Genomic DNA, 24,284 nt, shown 5'->3' with positions numbered 1-24,284 from the left:
TGCGCCCGTTTCACCAGGAGGAGTGGGGATGGCGGAGGTTCGTGGGGAGTTCATCCGTGCATTGCCCGGCGTCCTGGCGGAGCATGCGAGGCGGGCCGGGGACAGCACAGCGTTCGAGGATTCCCGGCGGGCGGTGACGTACGCGGCGCTGGAGCAACGTACCGCGCGGCTGGCGGGCCACCTGGCGCGGCTCGGTGTGCGGCACGGCGAGCGGGTGGCGTTCCCGTTGGGCAACCGCGTGGAGATGGTGGAGAGTTACCTGGCGGTGCTGCGGGCGGGAGCGGTAGGGGTGCCGCTCGATCCACGGGCCACGGACGCGGAGTTGGCGTACTTCCTCCAGGACAGCGGCGCCACCGCGATCATCACCGAGGAGGCGCTGCTGCCGCGCATCACCCGGCCCGTGGACGGCCCGCCACCCGTGACGGTCGTCGTGGCGGCCACGGACCGCTTACCCGGCGATGCCCCCACCGGGGCAGTCCTGTTCGAGGCGCTGGCCGGTACGGATCCAGGTGTCCCGCCCCGGGACGACCTCGGCCTGGACGAACCGGCGTGGATCCTCTACACCTCGGGCACCACCGGCGAGCGCAAGGGCGTGGTCTCCAGCCAGCGCGGCGCCCTGTGGTCGGTGGCGGCGGGCTACGTGCCACGGTTCGGCCTCCAGCGGCAGGACCGGTTGCTGTGGCCGCTGCCGCTGCACCACGCCCTGGCCCACTCGCTGTGCCTGCTGGGAGTGGTCTCGGTGGGAGCGAGCGCGTACCTCCTCGACCGGGGCGCGAACGTCGCGCGGGCACTCGCCGAGCGGCCGTTCACCGTGCTGGCCGGTGTGCCCGCCACCTTCCACCTGCTGCTGGACACGGTACGGAAGGGGGTACGGCCGCTGCCCGGCCTGCGCCTGTGCGCCACCGGGGGCGCGCCGTGTCCCCCGGCGCTGCGGGCGGAGGCCGAGGAACTGCTGGGCGCGCCGCTGTTCGACGGCTACGGCTCCACCGAGGCCTGCGGGAAGATCACCGTCAACGGGTTCGGCAGGTTCCGCACCGACGACTCCAACGGTCTGCCGCTGCCGGGCGTCGAGGTGCGGGTGGCCGATCCCACGACCGGGGACGAGGTGGCCGACGGCGACGAGGGCGAGCTGTGGGTCCGTGGCCCCAACCTGATGCTCGGTTACCACAACCGCCCCGAGGCCACCGCCCGGGCCTTCCACGACGGCTGGTACCGCACCGGGGACCTCGGCCGCCGTCTGCCGCACTCCGGTATCCAGGTCACCGGCCGTCTCAAGGAACTGATCATCCGCGGTGGCCAGAACATCAACCCGCCCGAGGTGGAGGAGGTCCTGCTCGGCTGCCCGGACATCGCCGACGCGGCCGTCGTCGGCAGGCCGCACGATGTACTCGGCGAGGTGCCCATCGCCTTCGTCGTCCCCGTCCCCGGGTCCGGCGGTGTCGACATCGGGCGGGCGCTGGCCGCCTGCCGGGAGCGGCTGTCGGCCTTCAAGGTGCCCGACGAGGTGTACGAGACCGGCTCGGTGCCCCGTACCTCCTCCGGCAAGATCATCCGGGCGGGCCTTGTGCAGCAACTCGCCGAACGCCTGGCCACGGCGCGCGAGTCCGCCTCGGCCGCACTGCGGACACGGCTGCTGCCGCTGCCTCCGGGCAGCAGGTACGACGCCGTGCTGCGCCTCGTCCTCGACGCCACGGCCCGCGTGTGCGGCGTTCCCGAACCCGGTCCGGAGCCGGACCGTCCCTTCACCGCGCTCGGGCTCGCCTCCCTCGGGGGCGTACTGCTGCGGGACCAGCTCGGCGCGGCGACCGGTCTCGACCTGCCCGCGACCCTGGTGTTCGAGCGGCCGACACCGGCCGATGTGGCGGACCAGCTGCTCACCGCGCTGTTCGGCGGAGGTACGGCGCACACGGCCGGGGCGGCGACGGTCGTAACGCCTCGTACCTCCGCCGAGGAGCGCGAGGACCCGGTGGTCATCGTCTCCATGGCCTGCCGTTATCCCGGGGACGTGAACTCGCCGGAGGACCTGTGGCGGCTGGTCACCGAGGGGACGGACGCGACCTCGGACTTCCCCACCGACCGTGGCTGGGCGACGACGGGGCTCTTCGACCCCGATCCGGACCGGCTGGGCACCTCCGTCACCCGGCGGGGCGGATTCCTGCAGCGGGCGGCCGAGTTCGACGCGGCCTTCTTCGGGATGTCCCCGCGCGAGGCCCTGGCCACGGACCCGCAACAGCGGCTGCTGCTGGAGACCGGCTGGGAGCTTCTGGAACGGGCCGGTATCGACCCGGCAGATCTGCGCGGCAGCGACACCGGCGTCTTCGCCGGGATCATGCACGGTGACTACGGCGGCCGGTTCATCCACCACGGCCCGCACGAGCTGGAGGGCCACCTCGCGCTGGGCTCGGCGGGCAGCGTGGCATCCGGCCGCGTCGCCTACACCCTGGGCCTGCGCGGGCCCGCCGTGACCGTGGACACCGCCTGCTCCTCGTCGCTGGTGGCGATGCACTGGGCGGCGCGGGCGCTGCGGTCCGGAGAGTGCTCACTGGCCATGGCCGGAGGCGTCACCGTCATGGCGACTCCCAGCCCGTTCATCGCGTTCAGCAGGCTGCGGGGCCTGGCGCCGGATGGCCGGTGCAAGCCGTTCTCGGCGGCCGCCGATGGCACGGGGTGGGGTGAAGGAGTGGGCCTTGTACTGCTGGAACGGCTCTCCGACGCCCGCCGCAACGGCCATCCCGTACTGGCCGTCCTCCGTGGCTCCGCCGTCAACTCCGACGGTCCGTCCAACGGGCTGACCGCGCCCAGCGGCCCGGCCCAGGAGCGGGTGGTCCGGGATGCCGTGGCGAACGCGGGGCTGTCCCCGGCCGACATCGACGGCGTCGAGGCCCACGGCACGGGTACCGCGCTCGGCGATCCCATCGAGGCCCGGGCGCTGATGGCCGCCTACGGCCCCGGCCGGACCGGTGGCCGGGCGCTGTGGCTGGGCGCGCTGAAGTCGAACATCGGGCACAGCCAGGCCGCCGCCGGGGTCGCGGGGGTCATCAAGACCGTCCTGGCCATGCGCCACGGGCGGCTGCCCCGCACCCTGCACACCGGCGAGCCGTCGCCCCAGGTGGACTGGTCGTCGGGCGCCGTACGGCTGCTGACCCGGGAGGAGGAGTGGCATCCGGCGCCCGGCAGCCCACGCCGGGCCGGGGTCTCGGCGTTCGGGGTCAGCGGGACCAACGCGCACGTCATCGTGGAGGAGGCCGCCCCGGAAGACGCGGCCCGGGCCACGGGCACTCCCGGGCAGCTCCCCGGCGCCCCTGCCCGCTTGCCGTCGTCGCCTCCAATGCTGCTCTCCGCCGCGAGCCCGCGGGCGCTGCGCGCGCAGGCCGGGCAGATCGCGGCGCGATTGCGCGCACAACCCGAAGCGGAGCTGACCGACGTCGCGTTCTCGCTTGCCACCACGCGCGCCGCGCTCGCGCACCGGGCGGCCCTGCCCACCACGGACCGTACGGTGCTGCTGACCGGGCTGGACGCACTGGCCACGGACGGGCCCGTCCCGACGCCCGTGTCCGCCGGGCGGCTGGCCCTGATGTTCAGCGGGCAGGGTGCCCAACGACACGGCATGGGAAGGGAGTTGTACGCCGCCTTCCCCGTCTTCGCCCGGGCTTTCGACGCCCTGTGCGAGCGGTTCGACGAAGTCGGCGGCCTGGAGCGTCCCCTGCGCACCGTGCTGTGGGCCGAGCCGGGCACCGGGGACGCCGACCTGCTGGAGCGGACGGATTTCTCGCAGGCTGGCCTGTTCGCGTTCGAGGTGGGGATGTTCCGGCTGCTGGAGTCCTGGGGTGTGCGGCCGGACTTTCTGGCGGGGCACTCCATCGGTGAACTGGCGGCTGCCCACGTCGCGGGCATCCTGTCGGAAGCGGACGCCGTCGAGCTGGTCGGCGCCCGGGGGCGGCTGATGCGCCAACTGCCAGCAGGGGGTGCCATGGTGGCGCTGGACGCCTCCGAGGAGGAGGTGGCGGAGGCGCTGGCGGATGTCCCGGAAAGCGCCGACAGCGCGGACAGCGTCGCCATCGCGGCATTGAACGCTCCTCGTTCGGTCGTCATCTCCGGTACGGAGGCGCCCGTTCTCACCGTCGCGGCGCGGTTCGCCGCGCGCGGTCGCCGCACCACGCGGCTGCGGGTCTCCCACGCCTTCCACTCGCCGCTGGTGGAGCCGATGCTCGCCGCGTTCGGCCGGGTCGCCGCCCGGTTGACGTACCAGCCTCCGCGCGTCCCCGTCGTGTCGGCACTCACCGGGCGTCCGGCCGTCGGGGACGAACTGCGCTCCGCCGCCTACTGGGTACGGCACGCCCGTGAGGCGGTGCGCTTCGGTGACGTCGTGCACCGGCTGGCCCATGACGAGCGGGTGACCGCCTTCGTGGAGGTCGGGCCCGGCGCGCAGCTCACCGCGGCGGCCATGGCGGGCCTGGCCGGAACGGGCGAAGACCGGCTGTGCACGGCCACCGTACGGGCCGGTGCGCCGGAGCCGGAGACGGCTCTGGACGCCGTGGCCCGACTCCATGTGCGCGGGCTGCCGGTGGACTGGCGGCGGGTGTTCGCGAGCAGCGGCGCCCGGCGGGTGGAGCTGCCGACGTACCCCTTCCAGCGGAAGCGCTACTGGCTGGCCGACACCGCCGGTCCGGCGCCGGGCGCCACCGGCCCGGTGCCCGCGCCGGACGGCCATCCGCTGCTGGACCGGACGACCACCGTGCCCGGCACCGAGCGTTTGCTGTGCACCGGCCGACTGTCCGTGGTGGACCAGCCGTGGCTGCTCGATCACGTCGTCGCCGGTCATGTGCTGCTGCCCGGTACCGCGTTCGCCGAGCTGGTGCTCCACGCGGGCGACGTGTGCGGAAAGGAGGTGCTGGAGGACCTCGCGCTGCTGGCCCCGCTGGTCCTGCCCGTCGCGGGCGACCCGGTGGAGATACAGGTGATCCTCGGAGAGCCGGACGCGTCCGGCCGCCGCCCGGCCGACGTGCACTCCCGCCCCGTGGACTCCGGTGCGCTCGGCGCCTGGACCCACCACGCGACCGGGCGGCTCGGCCCGGCCACCGGGCCCCGTGCGCCCGCCCGCGACGCCACCGCCTGGCCGCCCCCGGACGCCGTCCCCGTGGACCTCACCGGCGCCTACCGGCGGCTGGCGGACGCCGGTTACGCGTACGGCCCCGCCTTCCAGGGGGTGACGGCCGTGTGGCGGCGGGACGAGGAGCTGTTCGCCGAGGTGGTGTTGGAGGAGCCGGTGGGCGCGGACGCCCGGCGGTACGGTATCCATCCCGCACTGCTGGACGCCGCCCTGCACGCCCGGCTGCTCGCCGCGCCGCCCGAGGGTAGCGCCGCCCGGCTGCCCTTCGCCTGGCGCGGCATGACCCTGTTCGCCGACGGGGCCACGGCCGTACGGGTGCGGATCCGCGCCACCGGCGAGGACACGGTCACCGTCGACCTCGCCGACCGTACGGGCCGACCGGTACTCCGGATCGACTCGCTCACCACCCGGCCGCTCCGGGAAGCCGGGAACGTGGCGTCCGGCCCCTTGTACCGCACCCGGTGGACCGATATCCCGGCCGCAGCCGGACCGGACGTACCCGCGCCGGTCATCGCGGCGCCCGACGACCTGGGCCTGGGCCAGGTCCTTCCCATCGGCGGCGGGGGCCCGGTCGTCGTCTCCCTCGCCGCCCCCTCCGGGGAGCCTGTCGCGGAGGCACACGCCCTGACCGCCCGCGCCCTGGACCTGCTGCGGACCAGGCTGTCCGCCCCCGGACCCGATCTGGTCGTGGTGACGCGTGACGCCGCCTCACCATCGCCGGACCTGGCCGCCGCCTCGGTGTGGGGTCTGCTGCGCACCGCCCAGTCGGAGTTTCCCGGCCGCCTCACCGTCGTGGACGTGGACGGGCGGCCGGAGTCGCTGCGGCTGCTGCCCGCCGCCATCGCCACGGGCGAACCCCAGCTCGCCGTCCGGGAAGGCACCGTACGCGTCCCCCGGTTGACCGCCGCCCCATCCCCCGCCGGCCCATCCCCCACCGACCTGGCAACGCTCCACGGCACCGTTCTGATCACCGGCGGCACCGGGGCTCTCGGCGGGCTGCTGGCGCGGCACCTGGCCACCCGTCACCAGGTCGGCCATCTGGTGCTCACCAGCCGCCGTGGCCCGGCGGCACCGGGCGCGCGGCGGCTACGGGCCGCGCTGGAGGAGGCGGGAGCGCGAGTGGACGTGATCGCGTGTGACGCCGCCGACCGCGACCGGCTCGCCACCGTGGTGGGGAAGTACGCGCCGGACCTGACCTCGGTCGTCCACGCCGCCGGAGTGCTGGACGACGGCGTACTGGAGGCGCAGACGCCCGAGCGGATCGCGGCCGTGTTCCGTCCCAAGGCGGACGCGGCCTGGCATCTCCACGAGCTGACGCGGGATCTGCCGCTGTCGCACTTCGTGCTGTTCTCCTCGGCGGCCGGACTGCTGGGCAACGCCGGACAGGGCAACTACGCCGCCGCGAACGCCTTCCTGGACGGGCTCGCACTCCACCGCGCGGCTCTCGGCCTGCCCGCGCTCTCCCTCGTCTGGGGCCCCTGGGCGGACACGGAAGGCGACGGGGACAGGGACGGGGACGGCGGAATGGCGGCCCGCACGGACCGGGCCGGACACGGCCCGGTCCGCCCGGTCTCGGCCGAACAGGGCCTCGCGATGTTCGACACCGCGCTCGGCATGGGCGAAGCGGTGCTGGCTCCGCTGCCGCTGGCCACTGCCCGGGCCACCGGCACCGCCGGGCCGCCCCTCCCGCCGCCACTTCGCGGGCTGATCCGCAGCCCCCGCCCGGCCGCCCGGTCCGTGGCCGACGGCGCGAACACGGCTGGCTGGCAGGATCAGTTGGTTTCGCTGACCGGGGCCGACCGGGCGTCCGTCCTGCTGGCGCTGGTCCGCGAGGAGGCCGCCCAGGTTCTCGGCCACCAGGACGCGATCGACGTGGACCCCGGCGCTCACTTCGGCGAGCTGGGCTTCGACTCCCTCACCGGTGTCCTGCTGCGCAACCGGCTCAGTACCCTCACCGGTCTGCCGTTGCCCGCGACGGTCACCTTCGACCGGCCCAGCGTCGCGGAGCTGGCCGACCACCTGCTCACGGAGCTGGGCGACGCGCTGCCCGCGCTACCCGAAGAACCGATGGCCGCCGCACCGGCACCGCACGCGCCACCGGCCCGCCCGACACAGGCTCTCGCCTCGCTCTACCGGCGGGTGTGCCGGACCGGGGACGTGGTCCAGGCGATGCACCTGCTGACGACCGCCTCGCTCGCCCTGCCCGTCTTCGACGGCGCCGACCGCGCCCGGCACGCGCTCGCGCCACTGAGGCTGGCCAGCCGTGGCGAACGTACCGAACAGGCCGTCCTCGTCTGCTTCCCGGGCTTCTCCCCCAGCCCCGGCGGGCCCTGGTACCGGACGCTGGCCGGTTTCTTCGGCGGCGAGCGGGACGTCCTGGAGATCCAGCACCCCGGCGTCGTCCACGGGGACGCCGTCCCGCGTGACTGGGAGACCCTGGTGGACCTGCACGCCGCCACCGTACGGGAGCAGGTCGGGGACCGCCCGTACGTCCTCCTGGGCTACTCGATGGGCGGCTACCCCGCGCACTCGGTGGCGGCCCGGCTCGCGTCGACCGGCACACCGCCGTCAGGTCTCGTCATCGTGGACACCTACCACGTGACCCCCGAACGCGAGGACGAGCCCTGGCTGCTGGCCATGCCCGCCCGCGTCCCCCTGGAGATGGGAGAGCGGTTCGACGTGGCCGTGGACGATATGTCCATGGCCGCGCTCGGGGCCTACACCCGCATGACCCGTGGCTGGCGCCCCGGGCCGACCGGTGTTCCCACCCTGCTGGTCCGCGCCACGGAACAGTTGCCCGAGACGCGGACCCACGGCGGGCGGGAGGCACACGGCGACGCGTGGCGTACGTCCTGGCTGGAGCCGTACGACACCGTGGACGTGCCCGGCGACCACTGGAGCATCACCGAGACGCATGCGCGGACGACAGCCGAGGCCATCCGCGCATGGCTCACCACGCTCGGTACCACCCCCCGAAGGGGGCGGCGGAATCAGACCACCGGGGCGGGGTAGGTCGGGTACTCCACGCCGGACACATGCTGGACAACGCGGATGACCTGGCAGGAGTAGCCGAACTCGTTGTCGTACCAGAGGTAGAGGATCGCGTTGTCGCCCTCGACCTTGGTGGCACCGGCGTCGATGATCGAGGCGTGGCGCGAGCCGATGAAGTCGCTCGACACCGCGTCCGGGGCGCTGATGAAGTCGATCTGGCGCTTGAGCGGCGAGGTCAGCGACACATCGCGGAGGTGGTCGAGGACCTCCTCGCGGGTGGTCTCGCGCGCGAGCTGGAGGTTGAGGATCGCGATCGAGACGTTCGGCACCGGGACCCGGATGGAGCTGCCGGTGATCTTCGCCTTGAGGTCGGGCAGCGCCTTGGCGACGGCGGAGGCGGCACCGGTCTCGGTGATGACCATGTTGAGCGGCGCCGACCGGCCACGGCGGTCCGAGTTGTGGTAGTTGTCCAGCAGGTTCTGGTCGTTGGTGAACGAGTGGACGGTTTCCACGTGGCCGCGCTCGACGCCGTACTCGTCCGCCATCGCCTTCAGCGGCGGGACGATGGCGTTGGTGGTGCAGGACGCGCAGGACAGGATCTGCTCGTCCGGCTTGATGGTGCTGTGGTTGACACCATGGACGATGTTGGGGACGTTGCCCTTGCCCGGCGCGGTCAGGACGACCTTGGCGATGCCGGGGCGCAGGTGCTTCGACAGGCCCTCGCGGTCACGCCACTTACCGGTGTTGTCGATGAGGATGGCGTCCTTGATGCCATGCTCCGTGTAGTCCACCGACGTCGGGTCGTCGGAGTAGATCACCTTGATCTCGTTGCCATTGGCGACGATCCGGCTGTTCTCCTCGTCGACCGTGATGGTGCCCTGGAACTGGCCGTGGATGGAGTCACGGCGCAGCAGCGAGGCGCGCTTGACGAGATCGTCGGCGGACTGGCCGCCGCCTCCGCGGACCACGATGGCGCGCAGCCGCAGACCGTTGCCGGACCCGGCCTTCTCGATGAGCAGACGGGCCACGAGCCGTCCGATGCGGCCGAAGCCGTAGAGGACGACATCGCGTCCCTCGCGGCGCTCGATCTTGTTGGCGCCGGTGGCACCGGCCACCGCCTCGGCGGTGAACTCCTCCACCGACAGACCTCGGTCGTCGGTCTTGTACGTGGCGGCGAGCATGCCGATGTCGATCTGGGACGGGCCGAGATCGAGGGTGGTGAGGGCCTGCAGGAACGGCAGCGTCTCGGTGACCGAGAGTTCGTCACCGGCGATCTGCCGGGCGAACCGGTGGGTCTTGAGGATGCTGACCACCGACTTGTTCACCAGGGAGCGGCTGTGAAGCAGGACGTTGACGTCTCGCTCCCGGTGCAGCTTCCCGATGATCGGGATCATCGACTCCGCGATCTCCTCGCGGGTGTTCCAGTTGGTGAACGAGTCCTCGTTGACAGTCACAAGTTCATCTTTCGAGCTAGGCGGTGCTCATATGGTAACCCGCCTGCACCTTTGATCAGCCACGAGGTTCGGCCATGAGGTGTCGCCGGGCCACCGGGCTCGCGGCGACACCTCCTGGCGGTCCGGCCCGAGGGGATGTCTAGCCGTGCTCGGCAGGCATGCCCGCACACGTCCGACAGGGACAGTGCGGACAGCCCACGGAGTGCAGGAAGCGCGGCGGACCGGCCGTGGACCCGCAGATCAGGCAGGTCAGCTCGCCGTCGTCGGCCACCACCTCCTCGTACGCCACCGGGATCATCCGGTCGTCCGCGCCGATCCGCTTGTGCGGCGCGCCGACGGCGAGGATCACATGGTCGGTGATCGCGCCGACCGCGTGCGGGATGCCGCCTTCGATCAGGAGGGTCTGTCCGGCGTGAGTCTCGTAGATGCGGCCGCCGTAGGTCATGGTGCCGATTCCGGCCACGATGGTGAGGATGTGATGGCCGGGGTGGGTGTGCGGGACGAAACCGGCGCCCGCGGGCAGCCGGATCAGATCGGCGCCGATGTCGTCGTTGGTCACCAGTTCGCGCCCGCTGGCCGACGATGTGCCGTGCACCTCGACCGGCAGCGCGGCGTGTTCCACGTGCAGCCCGGTGTGCTCGGGGCTCAGCGTCTTCTTCGCCCACGTGGCGATCTTCAGCGCGGGCTCGGTGTCCTGGTTGCGCATGTCACTCCCTCGGTTGTGAATCCCATACGACGCCGCCCAGGTCATGGCGGCCGGATCGCAGCACGGAGAAGCCCACCGTGGCCGGGTGGCCGGTGCGCGGATGCCGCACCCAGGTCCAGCGGTCGGCACGGGCGGTCCCGTGGTCGTCCGCGAGACAGCGCCACAGGTAGTCGAGCGCCCACGGCATGCCGTCGGTGGTTGAGGCTGTCGGGGCGTGGGCCAGCAGCCGCAGGCCGCCGCCACCGGACTCCCACCATGCCCCGAATTGGGGCACATCGGGCTTATCGGTTGTATCGCCTTCGGTGGCGCGGATCTCGGCGGCGCGGATCTCGGCGGCGAGTTCGGCGTGTTCCGAAAGAGGCCACTGGGACCGCAGATACGCGCGCCACCGGGCCTTCTCCGCTTCCGGCAGAGGTGTCCCGGCCCCGTGGGCGCGCACGTGTTCGCGCAGGAAGTCGAAGGCGGCGAAGACGGGCTCCTCGCCGGTGGGGACCGGCTCGTCGGCGGCGTACGGCGCGATCGCGCGCAGCGCCCGGCGCAGATCCGGTGAGGGCTGGGGACCCGTATCGGTGCCGAGCAGGGTACGGGCCGTGACGGCGGCGTAGCGCAGCAGCCGTTCGTAGCGGACGGCGGAGATCCGCCGTACGGCCAGGGTGCGGCCCATCGCGGTGCGCTGCGGTTTGCCGGTGGCGGTGGCGAGGAAGCCGCCCCACCGCACGGCTGCGGGGCGTACGGCGGACCGCTCGCACACGGTGCGCACCGCGTCGAGAGTGTCGGCGGGAGGGCCGTCGGCGACGAGGCCGACCTCATGGCCGAGAGCGGCCTCGGCGACGGGGACGGCGGCGAACCGGCCGTGCAGGCCCGCCTCGTGCCACATCCGCTCCACGTCCAGCGGATAGTGCTTCTCGCCGCCGCGGTCGATGCGCTCCTTGGCGCGGCCCCGCAGGACGAGCAGCCCGTCGCGCAGCTCGCCGAGGTCGCCGGTGCGCAGCCAGCCGTCGGGGGTGAGGGCCTGGGCGGTGGCGGCCGGGTCGCGCCAGTAGCCGTTCATCATGTCCGGTGTTCTGATCCACACTTCGCCGGATTCGAGCCGCACGTCCGTGTCGGGCAGCGGGAGTCCGACCGGCGGGAAGCGGTCCAGGTACTGCGCGGTGAAGTCCTGGCCGCCCAGCTCGGGCATGGTGAAGCTGAAGTTGACCGCTTCGGTGAGCCCGTACCCCTGGCGGAGCCTGGGCCCGTAGCGCTGGTGGAAACGGCGGGCGAGGTCGCCGGTGAGCGGGGCGGCCGCGGTGATCAGGTAGTCCAGGCCGTCCGGCCAGGCGGGACCGGCCTCCACCAGCTCCGCCAGCAGGGCGGGGACGATCGAGGCGGTGCGGGCGCCGCCCGCCGCCAGGTCGCGCAGATAGCGTTCGGGGTCGAAGGCGGTGTGCAGGACCAGCGGGGTGTGGGTGGTGTGGGCGCCGATGAGCGACATCACGAGCGCGTTGCAGTGGTACAGCGGCAGGCAGGTGCCGTGCGGACGGTCGGGGGCGAAGCGGTGCAGCCGCGCCGTCTTGGCGGCGTTGCCGAGGACGGCGCGGCGGCTGAGCATCACGCCCTTGGGGGTGCCGGTGGACCCGGAGGTGAACATGATGAACGCCAGCTCCGCCGCCCCCGGATCGGGCTCGGCGGGCGCCCCGGGAAGCATCCGCAGCCCGATCGGGCGCGTGGGGTCGCCGCAGGTGTCGATGACGGCCGAGGCCTCCACGCGTCGCACGGTGGCGGCCAGGTCCGCGTCGGAGGTGCGCGGATGTTGCGGTACGGCGACCAGCCGCCGGTCGAAGCAGGTGAGCAGGGCCCCGGCCAGCGGTTCGCCGTGCGGCAGCCGGATGACGACGCGGGCGCCCGCCGGAAGCGCGTCCAGGCCGAGCAGCTCCGCTCGGAAGCGGCGCGCCAGTTCCGTCGTGTCCAGCGGGGCTCCGTGCGCCACGGATGTCATGCGTTCTCCGTCCCTCGGGCGGTGCGGTCGTGGCGGCGCAGCTCTTCCGCGAGGAGGTGGCCGAAGCCGCCGATGTGCTGGTGCTGCATGATCCGCTCGTGGTCGCTGTCGACTTCGTGCAGCGTGAGCGCGCCGGTGACCAGCGGGCGCCACGCCTTCTCCAGCGCCGGGCGGTTCCCGGCCGCGGCCACGTGCACGGCGTCGCCGTCCAGGGCGGGCGGCCGGTAGGCGCGCAGGATCCGGGCGTTGTTCTTCGCCACCGCGACGATGCGGCCGATGTCCTCCTCGGTGAGGGTCGCGAGCGCGCTGCCCTCGGTGCGGAGCAGGGCGGTGACGGTGGCGAAGTCCAGCCCGCCGGGCGGGAATCGCCGCTCGTCGTGGCCCGCGGCGGTCACCAGGATGCGGTGGATGCGCTCCTCGTCGATGGGTGCGCCGGGTGCCTCGCCACCGTCGTCGCCGTCTCCGGTGGGTGGCAGGGCGTCGACGACGCACACCAGTCCCGGTGCGACGCCCAGCTCCCGCAGCCGTACGGCCATGGCGTGGGCGACGACTCCGCCGAAGGACCAGCCGACCAGGTGGTACGGGCCGTGCGGGCGCACCGCCCGCAGCTCGTCCACGTACCGCTCGGCCATCTCCTCGATGCTGGACGGCAGTTCGCCGATGCCACCGGGGTCCTCGCCCCGCAGGGCGTAGAGCGGATGGGATCCGTCGATGTGGTGCAGCAGCCCGGCGTACAGCCAGCCGATACCGCTCAGGGGGTGCACACAGAACACCGGCGCCGCCTCGCCGGTGGCGCGGTACGCGATGAGGTGGCCCCGGGCGGTCGGGGTGCCGTCGTCCAGGCGCGCGGCGAGCGTGGCCGGGGTGGCCGCCTCGAACAGGTCGCGGATGGAGGGCCGCAGGCCGAGGACGTCACGGATGCGGGTGGCGAGCCGGGTGGCGCTCAGCGAGTGGCCGCCCAGGGCGAAGAAGCTGTCCGTGGCGCCGACCCGGTCCACACCGAGCACCTCGGCGAACAACCGGCACAGCGTCTCCTCCCGGAGCGTGCCCGGAGCCCGGCTGCCGGTGCCGCTCCCCCAGTCCGGTTCGGGCAGTGCGCGCCGGTCCACCTTGCCGTTGCGGGTCAGCGGGAGGCGGTCGAGCGTATGGAGGCGGGCCGGGAGCATATAGCCGGGCAGCCGCGCGGCCAGGTGTGCGCGCACGGAGTCGAGGTCGAGGTCGGCGTCGTCGGGCCGCGGGACGACGTAGCCGACCAGCCGCCGGTCCTCCGGGCCCATGTCCCACACCGCCACCGTGGCGGCCCGGGCCTCGGGGTGTGCGGCCAACGCCGCCTCGATCTCGCCGAGTTCGACGCGGTGGCCGCGCAGCTTGATCTGGTCGTCGTCACGGCCGTGGAAGCGCAGCGTGCCATCGGCCCGCCACGAGGCCAGGTCGCCGGTGCGGTACATGAGGGTGCCGGGCGGGCCGAACGGGTCGGGGACGAAGCGCTGCGCGGTGAGCGACGGGCGGTGCAGATAGCCGTGGGCGACGCCCGTGCCCGCCAGGTACAGATCGCCGATGGCGCCGGGCGGCACGGGCCGCATCCGGGGACCCAGCACGTACGCGCGGGTGTTGGCGACCGGCCGCCCCAGGGGTACGCCGGGCTCCTGGGGACCGGTGACGGGGTGGCAGGCCGACCAGACGGTGGTCTCGGTGGGGCCGTAATAGGCGAACAGGCGGCAGCCGAGGTCGGTGAGGGTTTCCGCGAGCGGACCGGGGACGGCCTCGCCGCCGATCACCGCGCGCATGCCGCGCAGCACCTCCGGCCGCCGCTCGGCCAGGGTCTGCCACCGCGAGGGGGTGGCCTGCATGACCGTGACGCGGTGCCGGGCCAGCAGGGCGAGCAGCGCGTCCGGATCGCGGAGCGTCGCGGAGTCGGCGACCACGGTGGCGGCGCCGGTGACGGGGCCGAGGAACAGCTCGGGCACCGACATGTCGAAGTTGGCGGGGGCGGCGGCCAGGACGCGGTCCCCTTCGTGGACACCGAGGCTGTGGCGCATGGTGGCCAGCAGGTTGGCCAGCGCTCGCTGCGGCACGACGACGGCCTTCGGGTGGCCGGTGGAGCCGGAGGTGTGGATCGCGTACGCGGCGTCGTCGGGGAGCAGGGCCGGGTCGGGTGAGGTGGCGAGTGTCCACGGATCGCCACCGGTGTCCGGGGCGCGCAGGATCAGGGCGGGGCGGGCGTCGGCGAGCAGGGCGGCGATCCGCTCCGGCGGCAGCTCGGGGTCGTACGGCAGATAGGCGGCGCCGGTGGACATCACGGCCAGGCATGCCGTGATCAGGCCGGTGTCGCGTGGCAGGCCTACGGCGACCAGTCGGCCGGGGCCCGCGCCACGGCCCCGTAGCGTCCGGGCCAGGTCGGCGACGCGTTCGGCGAGCTGCCCGAAGTCCAGCGTCTCGGTGGCGCCGATCAGGGCGGGTGCGTGCGGGGTGCGGCGGGCCTGGGCCGTGAACAGCTCGACCACGCCCGGCCCGGCTACCTCGTGTGCGGTGTCGTTCCAGGTGGTGACGGTCCGCCGCTCCTCCTCCTGCGTGAGCAGGGGAAGGTCCGCGACGGCCCGGCCGGGGTCGGCCACGGCGGCGCGGAGCAGCCGGGCCAGCCGCTCGTTGAGCGCGTCCGCCGTCCCCCGGGTGAACAGGTCGGCGTTGTACTCCAGCACCCCGGTGATGCCCCCGGGCGCGCCGGTCGCGTCGTACTCCTGCCGCAGGCTCCACAGCAGGTCCAGCCGGGCCCGGTCGCCGTGCACGGCCACCTGCCGCGCGGTGATCCCCGGCAGGTCGATGTCGGCGTTCCCGGTGTCCTGGAAGGCCAGCATCACCTGGAAGACGGGGTGGTGTGCGGTGGAGCGCGGCGGGTTGAGCAGCTTCACCAGCTGCTCGAACGGCAGCTCCTGGTGGTCGAAGGCGTCCAGATCGAACGTGCGCACCCGGCGCAGCAGCTCGGCGAAGGAGGGGGTTCCCGACAGGTCGGTGCGCAGGGCGAGTGTGTTGACGAAGCAGCCGATGGTGTCGTGCAGTGCCGCGTCGTGGCGGCCGCCGACCGCCGTGCCGATCGGGATGTCCTCGCCCGCGCCGAGCCCGGACAGCAGGGCGCCGAGCGCGGCGTGCAGCACCATGAACACGCTCGCCTCGTGTTCGCGGGCGAGGGCGGTGATCCCTCGGTGCAGTTCGGCGTCCAGGGCCAACTCGACGGTGCCGCCACGGTGCGAGGTGGCCGGTGGGCGCGGGTGGTCGGCGGGCAGCGGCAGCACCTGCGGGATGCCGCTCAGGGCGCGCGTCCAGTACGCGGCGTCGGCGTCGGTGGACAGCTCCCGCTGCCAGAGGGCGTAGTCCGCGTACTGCGCGGGCAGCGGCTCCCAGCCGGGGGCGGCGCCGGAGGCCCTGGCCCGGTAGGCGGCCGACAGATCGCGGGTGAGCGGGGTCAGCGACCAGCCGTCGGCCGCGATGTGGTGCGGCAGCAGCATCAGGACGTGGCGGTCGGGGCCCAGCACGTACAGCGTCGCCCGCAGCGGCACCTCCGTGGCCAGGTCGAAGGGGCGGGCGGCGTCGGCGGCGAGCCGGTCGACGAGGCGCGCCTCGTCGGCGCCGTACCCGTCCGCCTCGTCCAGCAGCACCGTCTCGAAGGGCGGTTCGGCGGGGGTGGTGGGGCGCTGCCACGGCTCGCCGTCGTGGACCTCCACCACGGTGCGCAGGATCTCGTGGCGCGTCAGGACGTCCATGAGCGCGGCGCGCAGCGCCTCGGTGTCCAGCGGGCCGTGGAGCGTGAAGGCGAAGGGCATGTGGTACGTCGGCCCGGCCTCCTCGAAGTGGTGGAGGAACCACAGGCGGCGCTGGGCGAACGACAGCGGGACCCGGGCGGGCCGCAGTCCGGGGCGCAGTGGCGGGCGCTGCGCCGGACGTCCGGCCCGCGCCCGGCGGGGCTCGCGCTGCGCGGTGACGCGCGGGGCGAGCGCGGCCACGGTGGGCGCGTCGAACAGTGTGCGGATGGCGAGGTCGATGCCGAGGCCCGCCCGGATCTTGTTGATGAGCTGGGTGGCGAGCAGCGAGTGGCCGCCGAGGTCGAAGAAGCCGTCCTCCACGCCGACTTCGGGTACGCCGAGCGTTTCGGCGAAGGCGCGGCACAGGAACCGTTCCAGCTCGGTGGCGGGCGCCCGTCCGGCGCCGGTCCGCAGCCCTTCGGTGGGTGCGGGCAGGGCGCGCCGGTCGAGCTTGCCGTTGCGGGTCAGCGGCAGCCGGGCGATCGGCACGACGAAGCCGGGCACCATGTATCCGGGCAGGTGGTCGGCGGTGTGCTGGCGCAGCGCGGCGGGGTCGAGGCGGGTGTCGGCGGTGGCGGGGACGGTGTACGCCACGAGCCGTACGCTGCCGTCCGCGTTGCCGTCGGCCTCGGTGGCCTGGGCGATGACGGCGGCCTGGACGACATCGGGGTGGCGCTCCAGGACGGCCTCGATCTCGCCCGGTTCGATCCGGAAACCGCGCACCTTCACCTGCTGGTCGGTGCGGCCCAGGTACTCCAGCGTGCCGTCCTGCCACCGGCGCGCCAGGTCTCCCGAGCGGTACATCCGGGCGCCGGGCGGGCCGAAGGGGTCGGCCACGAAACGGGTGGCGGTCAGGGCCGACCGGCCCAGGTAGCCACGGGTCACACCGGGGCCGGAGAGGTAGATCTCGCCGGGACAGCCGGGCGGGACGGGCCGTAGCGCGTGGTCGAGCAGGTGCAGCCGCAGGTCGTCGAGGGGTTCGCCGATGGCGCTGCGGGTGTCGGCCGGGTCGGTGAGTTCGGCGTAGGTGGAGTGCACGGTGGTCTCGGTGATGCCGTACATGTTCACCAGCCGGGGGCGGCCGTGGATGCCGGGGCCATCGGGGTACCAGTGGCGGATCCGGCGCGGGTCCAGCGCCTCCCCGGCGAAGACCACGACGCGCAGCGCGTGCCGGGGCGGGCCGTCGGCCTCCCGAGCCATGTCGGCTTCCGCCTGGGCGAGTTGGTAGAACGCGGACGGCGTCTGGCACAGCGCGGTGACCCGCTCGCGCACCAGCAGCTGCCACATCTCGCGCGGCGACCGGCTGACGGTGTGCGGTACGACGACGAGCCGCCCGCCACGGCCGAGCGCGGCCCACAGCTCCCATACGGACACGTCGAAGGCGTACGAGTGGAACAGGGCGTGCACATCGGCCGGGCCGAAGCCGAACCGCTCATCGGTGGTGTCCAGCAGCCGTACGACGTTGTCGTGCGTGACCACGACGCCCTTGGGGGTGCCGGTCGAGCCGGAGGTGTGGATGACGTAGGCGGTGGTGTGCGGGTCGGTACATCGGCCGAGGTCACCGGCCGGGCCGGTGGCCAGGGCGGCGGCCGTCCCGGGGTCGTCCTCCGGGGCGTCCAGCAGCAACCGGCCCTGGCCGGGCGGCAGCATGGCGGCGGTGTCGGTCGTGGCCACGGCCAGCGGCGGGTTCGCCTCGCCGAGCACATGGCGCACGCGCTCGGGCGGGGTGGCCGGGTCCAGCGGCACATAGCCCGCGCCGGATTTGAGCACGGCGAGGATGGCGGTCACCAGGTCGGCGCCGCGTGGCAGGGCGAGGGCGACAAGACGGCCGGGGCCCGCGCCGCGCGCCACGAGCGCCCGCGCGAGGCGGTTGGCCCGTTCGTTCAACTCCCCATAGTGGAGGGTGCGTTCGCCATCGGTGAGCGCGGGGGCGTCGGGTCGCATCGCGGCCTGCGCCTCGAACAGGGCGGGCAGGGTGACCCGGTCCGGTGTCCGCTCGGCGTCGGCCAGCGGCTGAGGTATCCGCTCGTCGGGCAGCAGCAGGCCGATGTCGGCGAGCCGGGCACCGGGTGTGGCGGCGATACGGCCGAGCAGTGCGCCGAGCCGGTCGAGCAGGCGCCGGGCGGCGTCCGCGTCGAGGACCCCGGTGTGGTGGTCGAGCCGCAGGCCCAGCCGCGTGCCGTCGCCGGGGAGGACGATGAGCGACAGCGGGTAGTGGGTGCCGTCCATCACTCGCAGCCCGGTGATCTCGATGCCGGGCGCGACGTCCCGGAGCACATCGGCGTCGAGGGGGTAGTTCTCGAACACGACCAGGGTGTCGAAGAGTTCGCCGTGTCCGGCCAGGCGCTGCAGCCGGGTGAGGTCGGCGTACTGGTGCTCGACGACGGCGAGTTGCTGGTCGCGCAGCGCGCGCAGCGTCTCCTCGACGGTGCGGGAGGGGTCGAGGCGGACCCGGACCGGGATGGTGTTGATGAGCAGGCCGACGATGTTCTCCACGCCGGGCAGCTCGGGCGGGCGGCCGGAGACCGTGGAGCCGAAGACGACGTCGTCACGGCCGGTGTGGGCGCCCAGCAGCATGGCCCAGCCGAGCCGTACGAGCGTGTTGACGGTCAGCCCGTGCGTACGGGCCGCTTGCCGCAGCGCGTCCGTCACTGCGGCATCCAGCTCGGCGTCGGCCTGGCCGTGCTGTGCGGCGCTGTCCCGGCCACGCTCGCCACCGACCAGGGTGGGGCCGTCCAGCCCGGTCAGGACTCCGCGCCACGCGGCCTCGTCGGCCTCGGCGTCGCGGGTGGCGAGCCAGTCCAGATAGGCGCGGTAGGGCGTGGCGGCCGGGGGCGTTTCGCCCGCGTAGAGGGTGAACAGCTCCCGGACCGCGATCGGCCAGGACCAGCCGTCCAGGAGGATGTGATGGGCCGTCAGCACAAAGACGTGGCGCCCATCGGCGGCGCGCAGCAAAGTGGCGCGCAGCGCGGGCGGCTGGGCGAGGTCGAACCGCACCCGCCGGTCCCGGTCGAGGAAGGCGTCCTCCTCCGCGCGGGACGCCACCCGCTCCTCCCGCCACGGCACATCAATGTGGTCCGGCACCATCTGCACGGGCCTGCCGAGGTCGTCCGCCTGGAATCCGGCGGCCAGATTCGGGTGCCTGCGCAGCAGGGCGCGCAGTGCCTCGCGCAGCGCGGTGGCGTCGAGTTCGCCGGTCAGCTCGAAGACGAACTGCACGAGATACGGGTCGGCGCCGCCGTCTTCGCCATGGTCGTACTGGGAGTGGAACAGCAGCCCTTGGGCGAGGGGCGCCAGCGGCAGCGCCTCACCTCCGCGGTCTGCCACGGAACCCTCGCGGTCCGCTGCGGGCGCCACCGGTCGCTCGTCCGCAGCGGTGGCCAGCGCCGCGAGGTGGTCGAACCAGCGCCCGGCCAGGTCCGCCATGGGCGCGTCGTCCAGCAGGCGACCGGCCCAGGACCACATGGCGGTGAGCCGGGGGCCTTCGGGGTGGTCGACGATGACGGAGTCGAGTTCGACGGCGTGCGCCAACGGCAGCTCCGGCGAGGCGCCGGACGCGAGGACGCTCCCGTCCGGGCTCCAGTCCCGTTCGCCGTCCGCCTCGAAGCGGCCGAGGTAGTTGAAGGCGATCCGGGGCGGTGCCGGTGCGGCCAGCCGGGTGGCGGTGTCCGGGTTGAGGTGGCGCAGCAGGCCGTAGCCGAGGCCATGGGCCGGTACGTCGCGCAGTGCGGCGCGAACTCGGGCCACGGCCACATCCCAGGGCGTGTCCCCGTCTCCCGCGTCGAGCAGCACCGGGTGGATGACGGTGAACCAGCCGACCGTACGCGACAGTTCGAGTCCGGCGGCGAACTCCTCCCGGCCGTGTCCCTCCAGGTCCAGCCCGACGGCCGTCTCCCCCGGCTGCCCCGTCTCCCCCGCGCCCCGCCAGTCCGCGACGGCCCGGACGAAGGCGGTCAGCAGCAGGTCGTTGAGCGAGGCGCCGAACGCGGCGGTGGCCCGCTCCGCCAGGGCCGAGGTCAGCGCGGCCGGGAGGGTGCGGGTGTGGTGGCGGCGGGTGGCCTCGGTGTCCCGCGCCGGGTCCGGCCACTCCGGCCGCGTTTCCGTCTGGAGGTGGCCGACCGCGTTGGCGACCTGGGTCCAGTACGGGAGTTCGGCCAGCACCGAGGCGTCCCGGGCGTGTGCCGCGAGCGCCCTGCTCCAGCGTCCGAAGCCTGTGCCGACCGGCGGCGGTGCCGGGGTCCGGCCCTCGGCCAGCGCGCGCCAGCCGTCGCGCAGGTCGTCGAGCAGGATCCGCCACGACACCCCGTCGACGGCGAGGTGGTGCACGGTGAGGACGAGCGTGCCGGGCCGGTCGGCTCCGGCGTCGAACCACTCCGCGTGGACGACGCGCCCCTCGGCGGGGTCCAGCCGCTCCCCGGCCCGCGCGGCGTGTTCCCGTACGGCGTCCTCCAGCGCCTGCGGGTCCAGGCCGGACGCGTCGTGCCGTACCAGCTCGATCTGGCCGCCGGGTTCGGTCCGCAGCTCCCAGGAGGAGTCGCGCGCGCAGAGGCGGAGGCGCAGCATGTCGTGGCGGTCGAGCAGCCCGTCGAGGAGGGTGCGCAGCCTCGGCAGGTCCAGTGCGGCGGGGGTACGCAGCGCCATGGACTGCGCGAACCCGGTGACGGGCCCGCCGCGTTCGCGCAGCCAGTGCATCACGGGGGTCGGCTCCACCGCCGGGTCGGTGTCGGTGTCGACGCCGGTGTCCGTGTCGCCCGGGGCGGCGGCGCCCGGGCCCGTGGGCAGCGGGGACCGGTCGGCCACGGTCGCGGCCAGGGCCGTGACCGTGGGGTGGCGGAAGACGTCCTGCGAGGTGAGCGGGAGCCCTGCCCGCCGGGCCCGGCTGACCAGGTGGATCGCCAGGATGCTGTCGCCGCCCAGGGTGAAGAAGCCGGTGTCCGGCGGGATGTGCTGCTCGCCCAGAACGTCGCGGAAGAGCGCGGTGAGCGTCTCCTCGGTGGCCGTGCGGGGCGGCCGGTCCGTGGCGGTGTCGGCCGGGTCGGCCGGACGCTGGGTGAGTGGCGCGGGCAGGGCGGCGCGGTCGAGCTTGCCGTTGCGGGTGAGGGGGAGCCGTTCGACGGGGACGATGGCCGACGGCACCATGAACGCCGGAAGGTGCTCGGTGGCGTGGCGCTCCAGCGCGTCCGCGCCACTTTCCCCTTCCTCCAGCGGCGCGGTGACGACGTACGACACGAGCCTGCGCTCACCGGGCCGGTCCTCGCGGAGCACGGTGGCGGCCTGCGTCACGGCGGGGTGGCGGCACAGGGCGGCGTCGACCTCGCCGGGTTCGACCCGGAAGCCGCGCAGTTTGACCTGGCTGTCGGCGCGGCCCGCGAAGTCCAGGGTCCCGTCCGGGTTCCAGCGCGCCAGGTCTCCGGTGCGGTACATGCGGGCGCCGGGCGGGCCGAACGGGCAGGCCACGAACCGCTCCGCCGTGCGGCGCGGCGCGCCGAGATAGCCCCGGGCGAGCCCGGTGCCGGAGAGATAGACGTCCCCGGTGACACCGGGCGGGACGGGGCGCAGCGCGTCGTCGAGGAGGTGCGCATGGGTGCCGTCGAGCGCGGTGCCGATGGGGATCGAGGCGGTGTCCGTGAGCAGGTCGTGCACCGGGTGGCGGGTGGCGAACACGGTGGTCTCGGTGGGTCCGTAGCCGTTGACGACGGCGGGGGCCCGGGGCACGGAGCGGACGCGCCGTACGGCCTCGGGCGCGACCACGTCGCCGCCGGTCCACACCTGGCGGACCCCGGCGAGGCAGTCGGGGTCCTCCTCGGCGATCGCCGCGAACAGGCCCGCCGTCAGCCACAGTCCGGTGACCCGGTGGGTGGCGATGGTCTCGCGCAGGACGCTGAGGTCGGTGCGGCCCGGCGGGGCGATGACGATCTCGCCGCCGGTGAGCAGCGGCACCCACAGTTCCAGGGTGAGCGCGTCGAAGGCGTGCGGGGAGTGCAGCAGCACCCGCTGCGCGCCGCCTTCGTCCCACCAGCGGTCGGCTGCGAGCCGTACGAGATTGCCGTGGGTGATGGCGACGCCCTTCGGGGTGCCGGTCGAGCCCGAGGTGTACATCACGCACGCGAGATGATCAGGGCGCACGGCCACCGGAGGGGAGGGCGGCGGGGCGGACGGCTGGTCGCCGAGGACGAGGGTGTGGTGTCCCCGGTCGCGGAACCACCCGGCGATGTCGTCCTCCCGGGTGGTGGCGTCGGTGATCAGGAACCGCGCCCCGGCTCCGGCGGCGATCGCGGTCAGGCGGCTCGTGCCGTCCGCGCGGTGCAGCGGCAGATACGCGGCTCCCGCCTTGACCACGCCCAGCACGGCGACGACGAGGTCGGGCGAGCGCTCCACGAGCAGGGCCACGGGCGTCTCGGCGGTGACGCCCGCCGAGGTCAGCCGGGCGGCGAGGGCGGTGGCGCGGTCGTCCAGCTGCCGGTAGGTGAGCCGTTCGCCGGTGGCGGCCGAGCGCACGGCGAACGCCTCGGGTGTGGCGGCGACATGGTCCTGGAACCAGGTGAGCGCGGTGCGCTCCGGGTCGGTGTGCCGCTGCGGCTGCCCGCTGCCCGCCGTACGGATGCGGTCGCGCTCGGCGTCCGAGGTGACGGCGTACCGCGCCACGGGGGTCCGGCCGGGGCGGGTGGCGGCCTGGCGCAGCACGTGGAGGAAGCGGTCGCTGGCGTCGCGCAGCAACTCCGGGGTGTGGTTGGCCGGGTTGGCGTCGGCGTCGATGGTGAGCGGGCCGTCGCCACGGTCGTACGCCACCAGGGACAGGTCTTCCGAGGGCGGCGCCTGGACGTTGTGCACGGTGGCGGTGGCGGGGCCGAAGCGCAGACCGTAGGCGAAGCGCTGGATGTTGAGCACGGGCCCGAAGAAGCGCCGCCCGTCCTGCGGGTATCCGAGGTCGCGGCGCAGCTGTTCGCCCCGGTAGCGCTGGTGCCGCTGGACGAGGGCGATGGCCTCGTCGGCCCGGGCGGCCAGGTCGGTGAGGGGCGTGGCGGGGTCGACGTACAGCCGCAGCGGCAGCACGTTGGCCGACATGCCGGGCACCTGGCGGCTCTGCTCGCTGACCCGCCCGGTGACCGGCAGGCTGAGGACGACGTCCCGGCTGCCGGTCATCGCGTGGACGAAGACGGCGGTCGCCGCGATGACCAGCCGCGACCAGCGCTGCCCCATGTCCTGGGCGGCCGAACGCAGTTGGGCGAACTCGGTGGTGGGCAGGGTGCTGGTCAGCCGCAGCGAGGCGGCGGGCACCGGGGCCGGGCGGGCGGCCAGGCTCAGGAATTCCGGATGCCCTTCCATCTGGCCGAGCCACCATCGCCGGTCGGCCTCCCACTCCGGTGAGGCGCGGTAGGCCCGGTCCTCGTCGAGTACGGCGCGCAGCGGGGTCCAGTCGCCTCCGGGGATCGGGCCGCCGTCGTGCAGGCTGCCGTAGAGGTCCGCGACGCGGCGCGAGAAGAGGGTCATGCCGAAGCCGTCGAGGGCGATGTGATGCACCCGCGTGAACAGCAGATGCCGGTCGTCGCCGATCCGCAGGACGGCGCCGTCGAACAGCTCGCCCTCGGCCAGGTCGACGGGCCGGGACAGCTCCTTGCGCATCCAGTCGAGGGCGCTTCCGTACGGATCGGGCTCGTGCCGCAGGTCGCGTACGGGGAAGGGGACGGAGCGCGGGCGCGTCACGCGCTGGACCGGCCGTCCGTCCGGCGCCTCGGTGAAGCGGACATGGAGGGCTTCGGTCTCGCGCACGGCCTGCTGGACGGCCGCCACGAGGACACCGGTGTCGAGTGCGCCGGTGATGTCGGTGTACTCGCCCCAGAGGTAGGGCGAGGACAGGTCGGGCCGGGACCGCTCGGCCAGCCATACGCCTGACTGCGCCTCGGAAAGGGGGAGTTCGGTGCCGGTGTCGTCCAGGGCCATGAGGTTCCCGCCCGGTCGCCGTGTGACGACCTCAACGTAGAAGTGGCTTCACAGGGCGATTTGCATCAGTCGTCGGGCTGTTCGGGCACGGGGCCGGTTGGGCGGTGTTCCGATCTTGTCCGGTCGCCGGAAGACTAACAGGCGAGTAAAGCCATCGCAAAGGTATGGCAATGGAGACGATCATCACTCGGATCACCTAAACGTGACCGCGCACGGCAGATCGCAGCAGCTCACAGCCCTGGAGCAGCAACTCGGCCCCGAAAACGGCCGATTCGACCCCGCCGCGACCCAGCACGGCCGAGCCCTC

At 73.8% G+C, this 24,284-nt stretch carries 5 protein-coding genes; 1 reads left to right on the top strand and 4 read right to left on the bottom strand.

Features of this window, described 5'->3' with window-relative positions; genetic code table 11:
• The first annotated feature begins 28 nt into the window (after positions 1–28).
• Positions 29–8,122, top strand: a complete 8,094-nt coding sequence (locus tag ACWC5C_RS17245; protein WP_450876194.1) for an SDR family NAD(P)-dependent oxidoreductase — start codon at positions 29–31, stop codon at positions 8,120–8,122.
• On the opposite strand, the gene ACWC5C_RS17240 is transcribed toward ACWC5C_RS17245, so the two are convergent.
• The 4 genes from ACWC5C_RS17240 to ACWC5C_RS17225 form a co-directional block, all read right to left on the bottom strand.
• Positions 8,101–9,555, bottom strand: coding sequence for a glyceraldehyde-3-phosphate dehydrogenase (locus ACWC5C_RS17240; RefSeq protein WP_450876193.1), 1,455 nt, complete (start codon positions 9,553–9,555; stop codon positions 8,101–8,103). The two genes, ACWC5C_RS17245 and ACWC5C_RS17240, sit on opposite strands and share 22 nt — an antisense overlap.
• Before the next feature lie 139 nt (positions 9,556–9,694).
• Positions 9,695–10,261, bottom strand: a complete 567-nt coding sequence (locus ACWC5C_RS17235; RefSeq protein WP_385446680.1) for a cupin domain-containing protein — start codon at positions 10,259–10,261, stop codon at positions 9,695–9,697.
• A 1-nt stretch (position 10,262) separates the two neighbouring features.
• A complete protein-coding gene (locus ACWC5C_RS17230; protein ID WP_450876192.1) occupies positions 10,263–12,239 on the bottom strand; it encodes a class I adenylate-forming enzyme family protein in 1,977 nt (658 codons plus the stop codon).
• Positions 12,236–23,977, bottom strand: coding sequence for an amino acid adenylation domain-containing protein (locus ACWC5C_RS17225; RefSeq protein WP_450876191.1), 11,742 nt, complete (start codon positions 23,975–23,977; stop codon positions 12,236–12,238). Before ACWC5C_RS17225 ends, ACWC5C_RS17230 begins: the two co-directional genes overlap by 4 nt.
• Positions 23,978–24,284: the final 307 nt, after the last annotated feature.

The organism is Streptomyces sp. NPDC001700 (assembly GCF_053596435.1).
The sequence above is the reverse complement of the archived record's forward strand: the minus strand, read 5'-3'. Positions and strand labels throughout refer to the sequence as shown.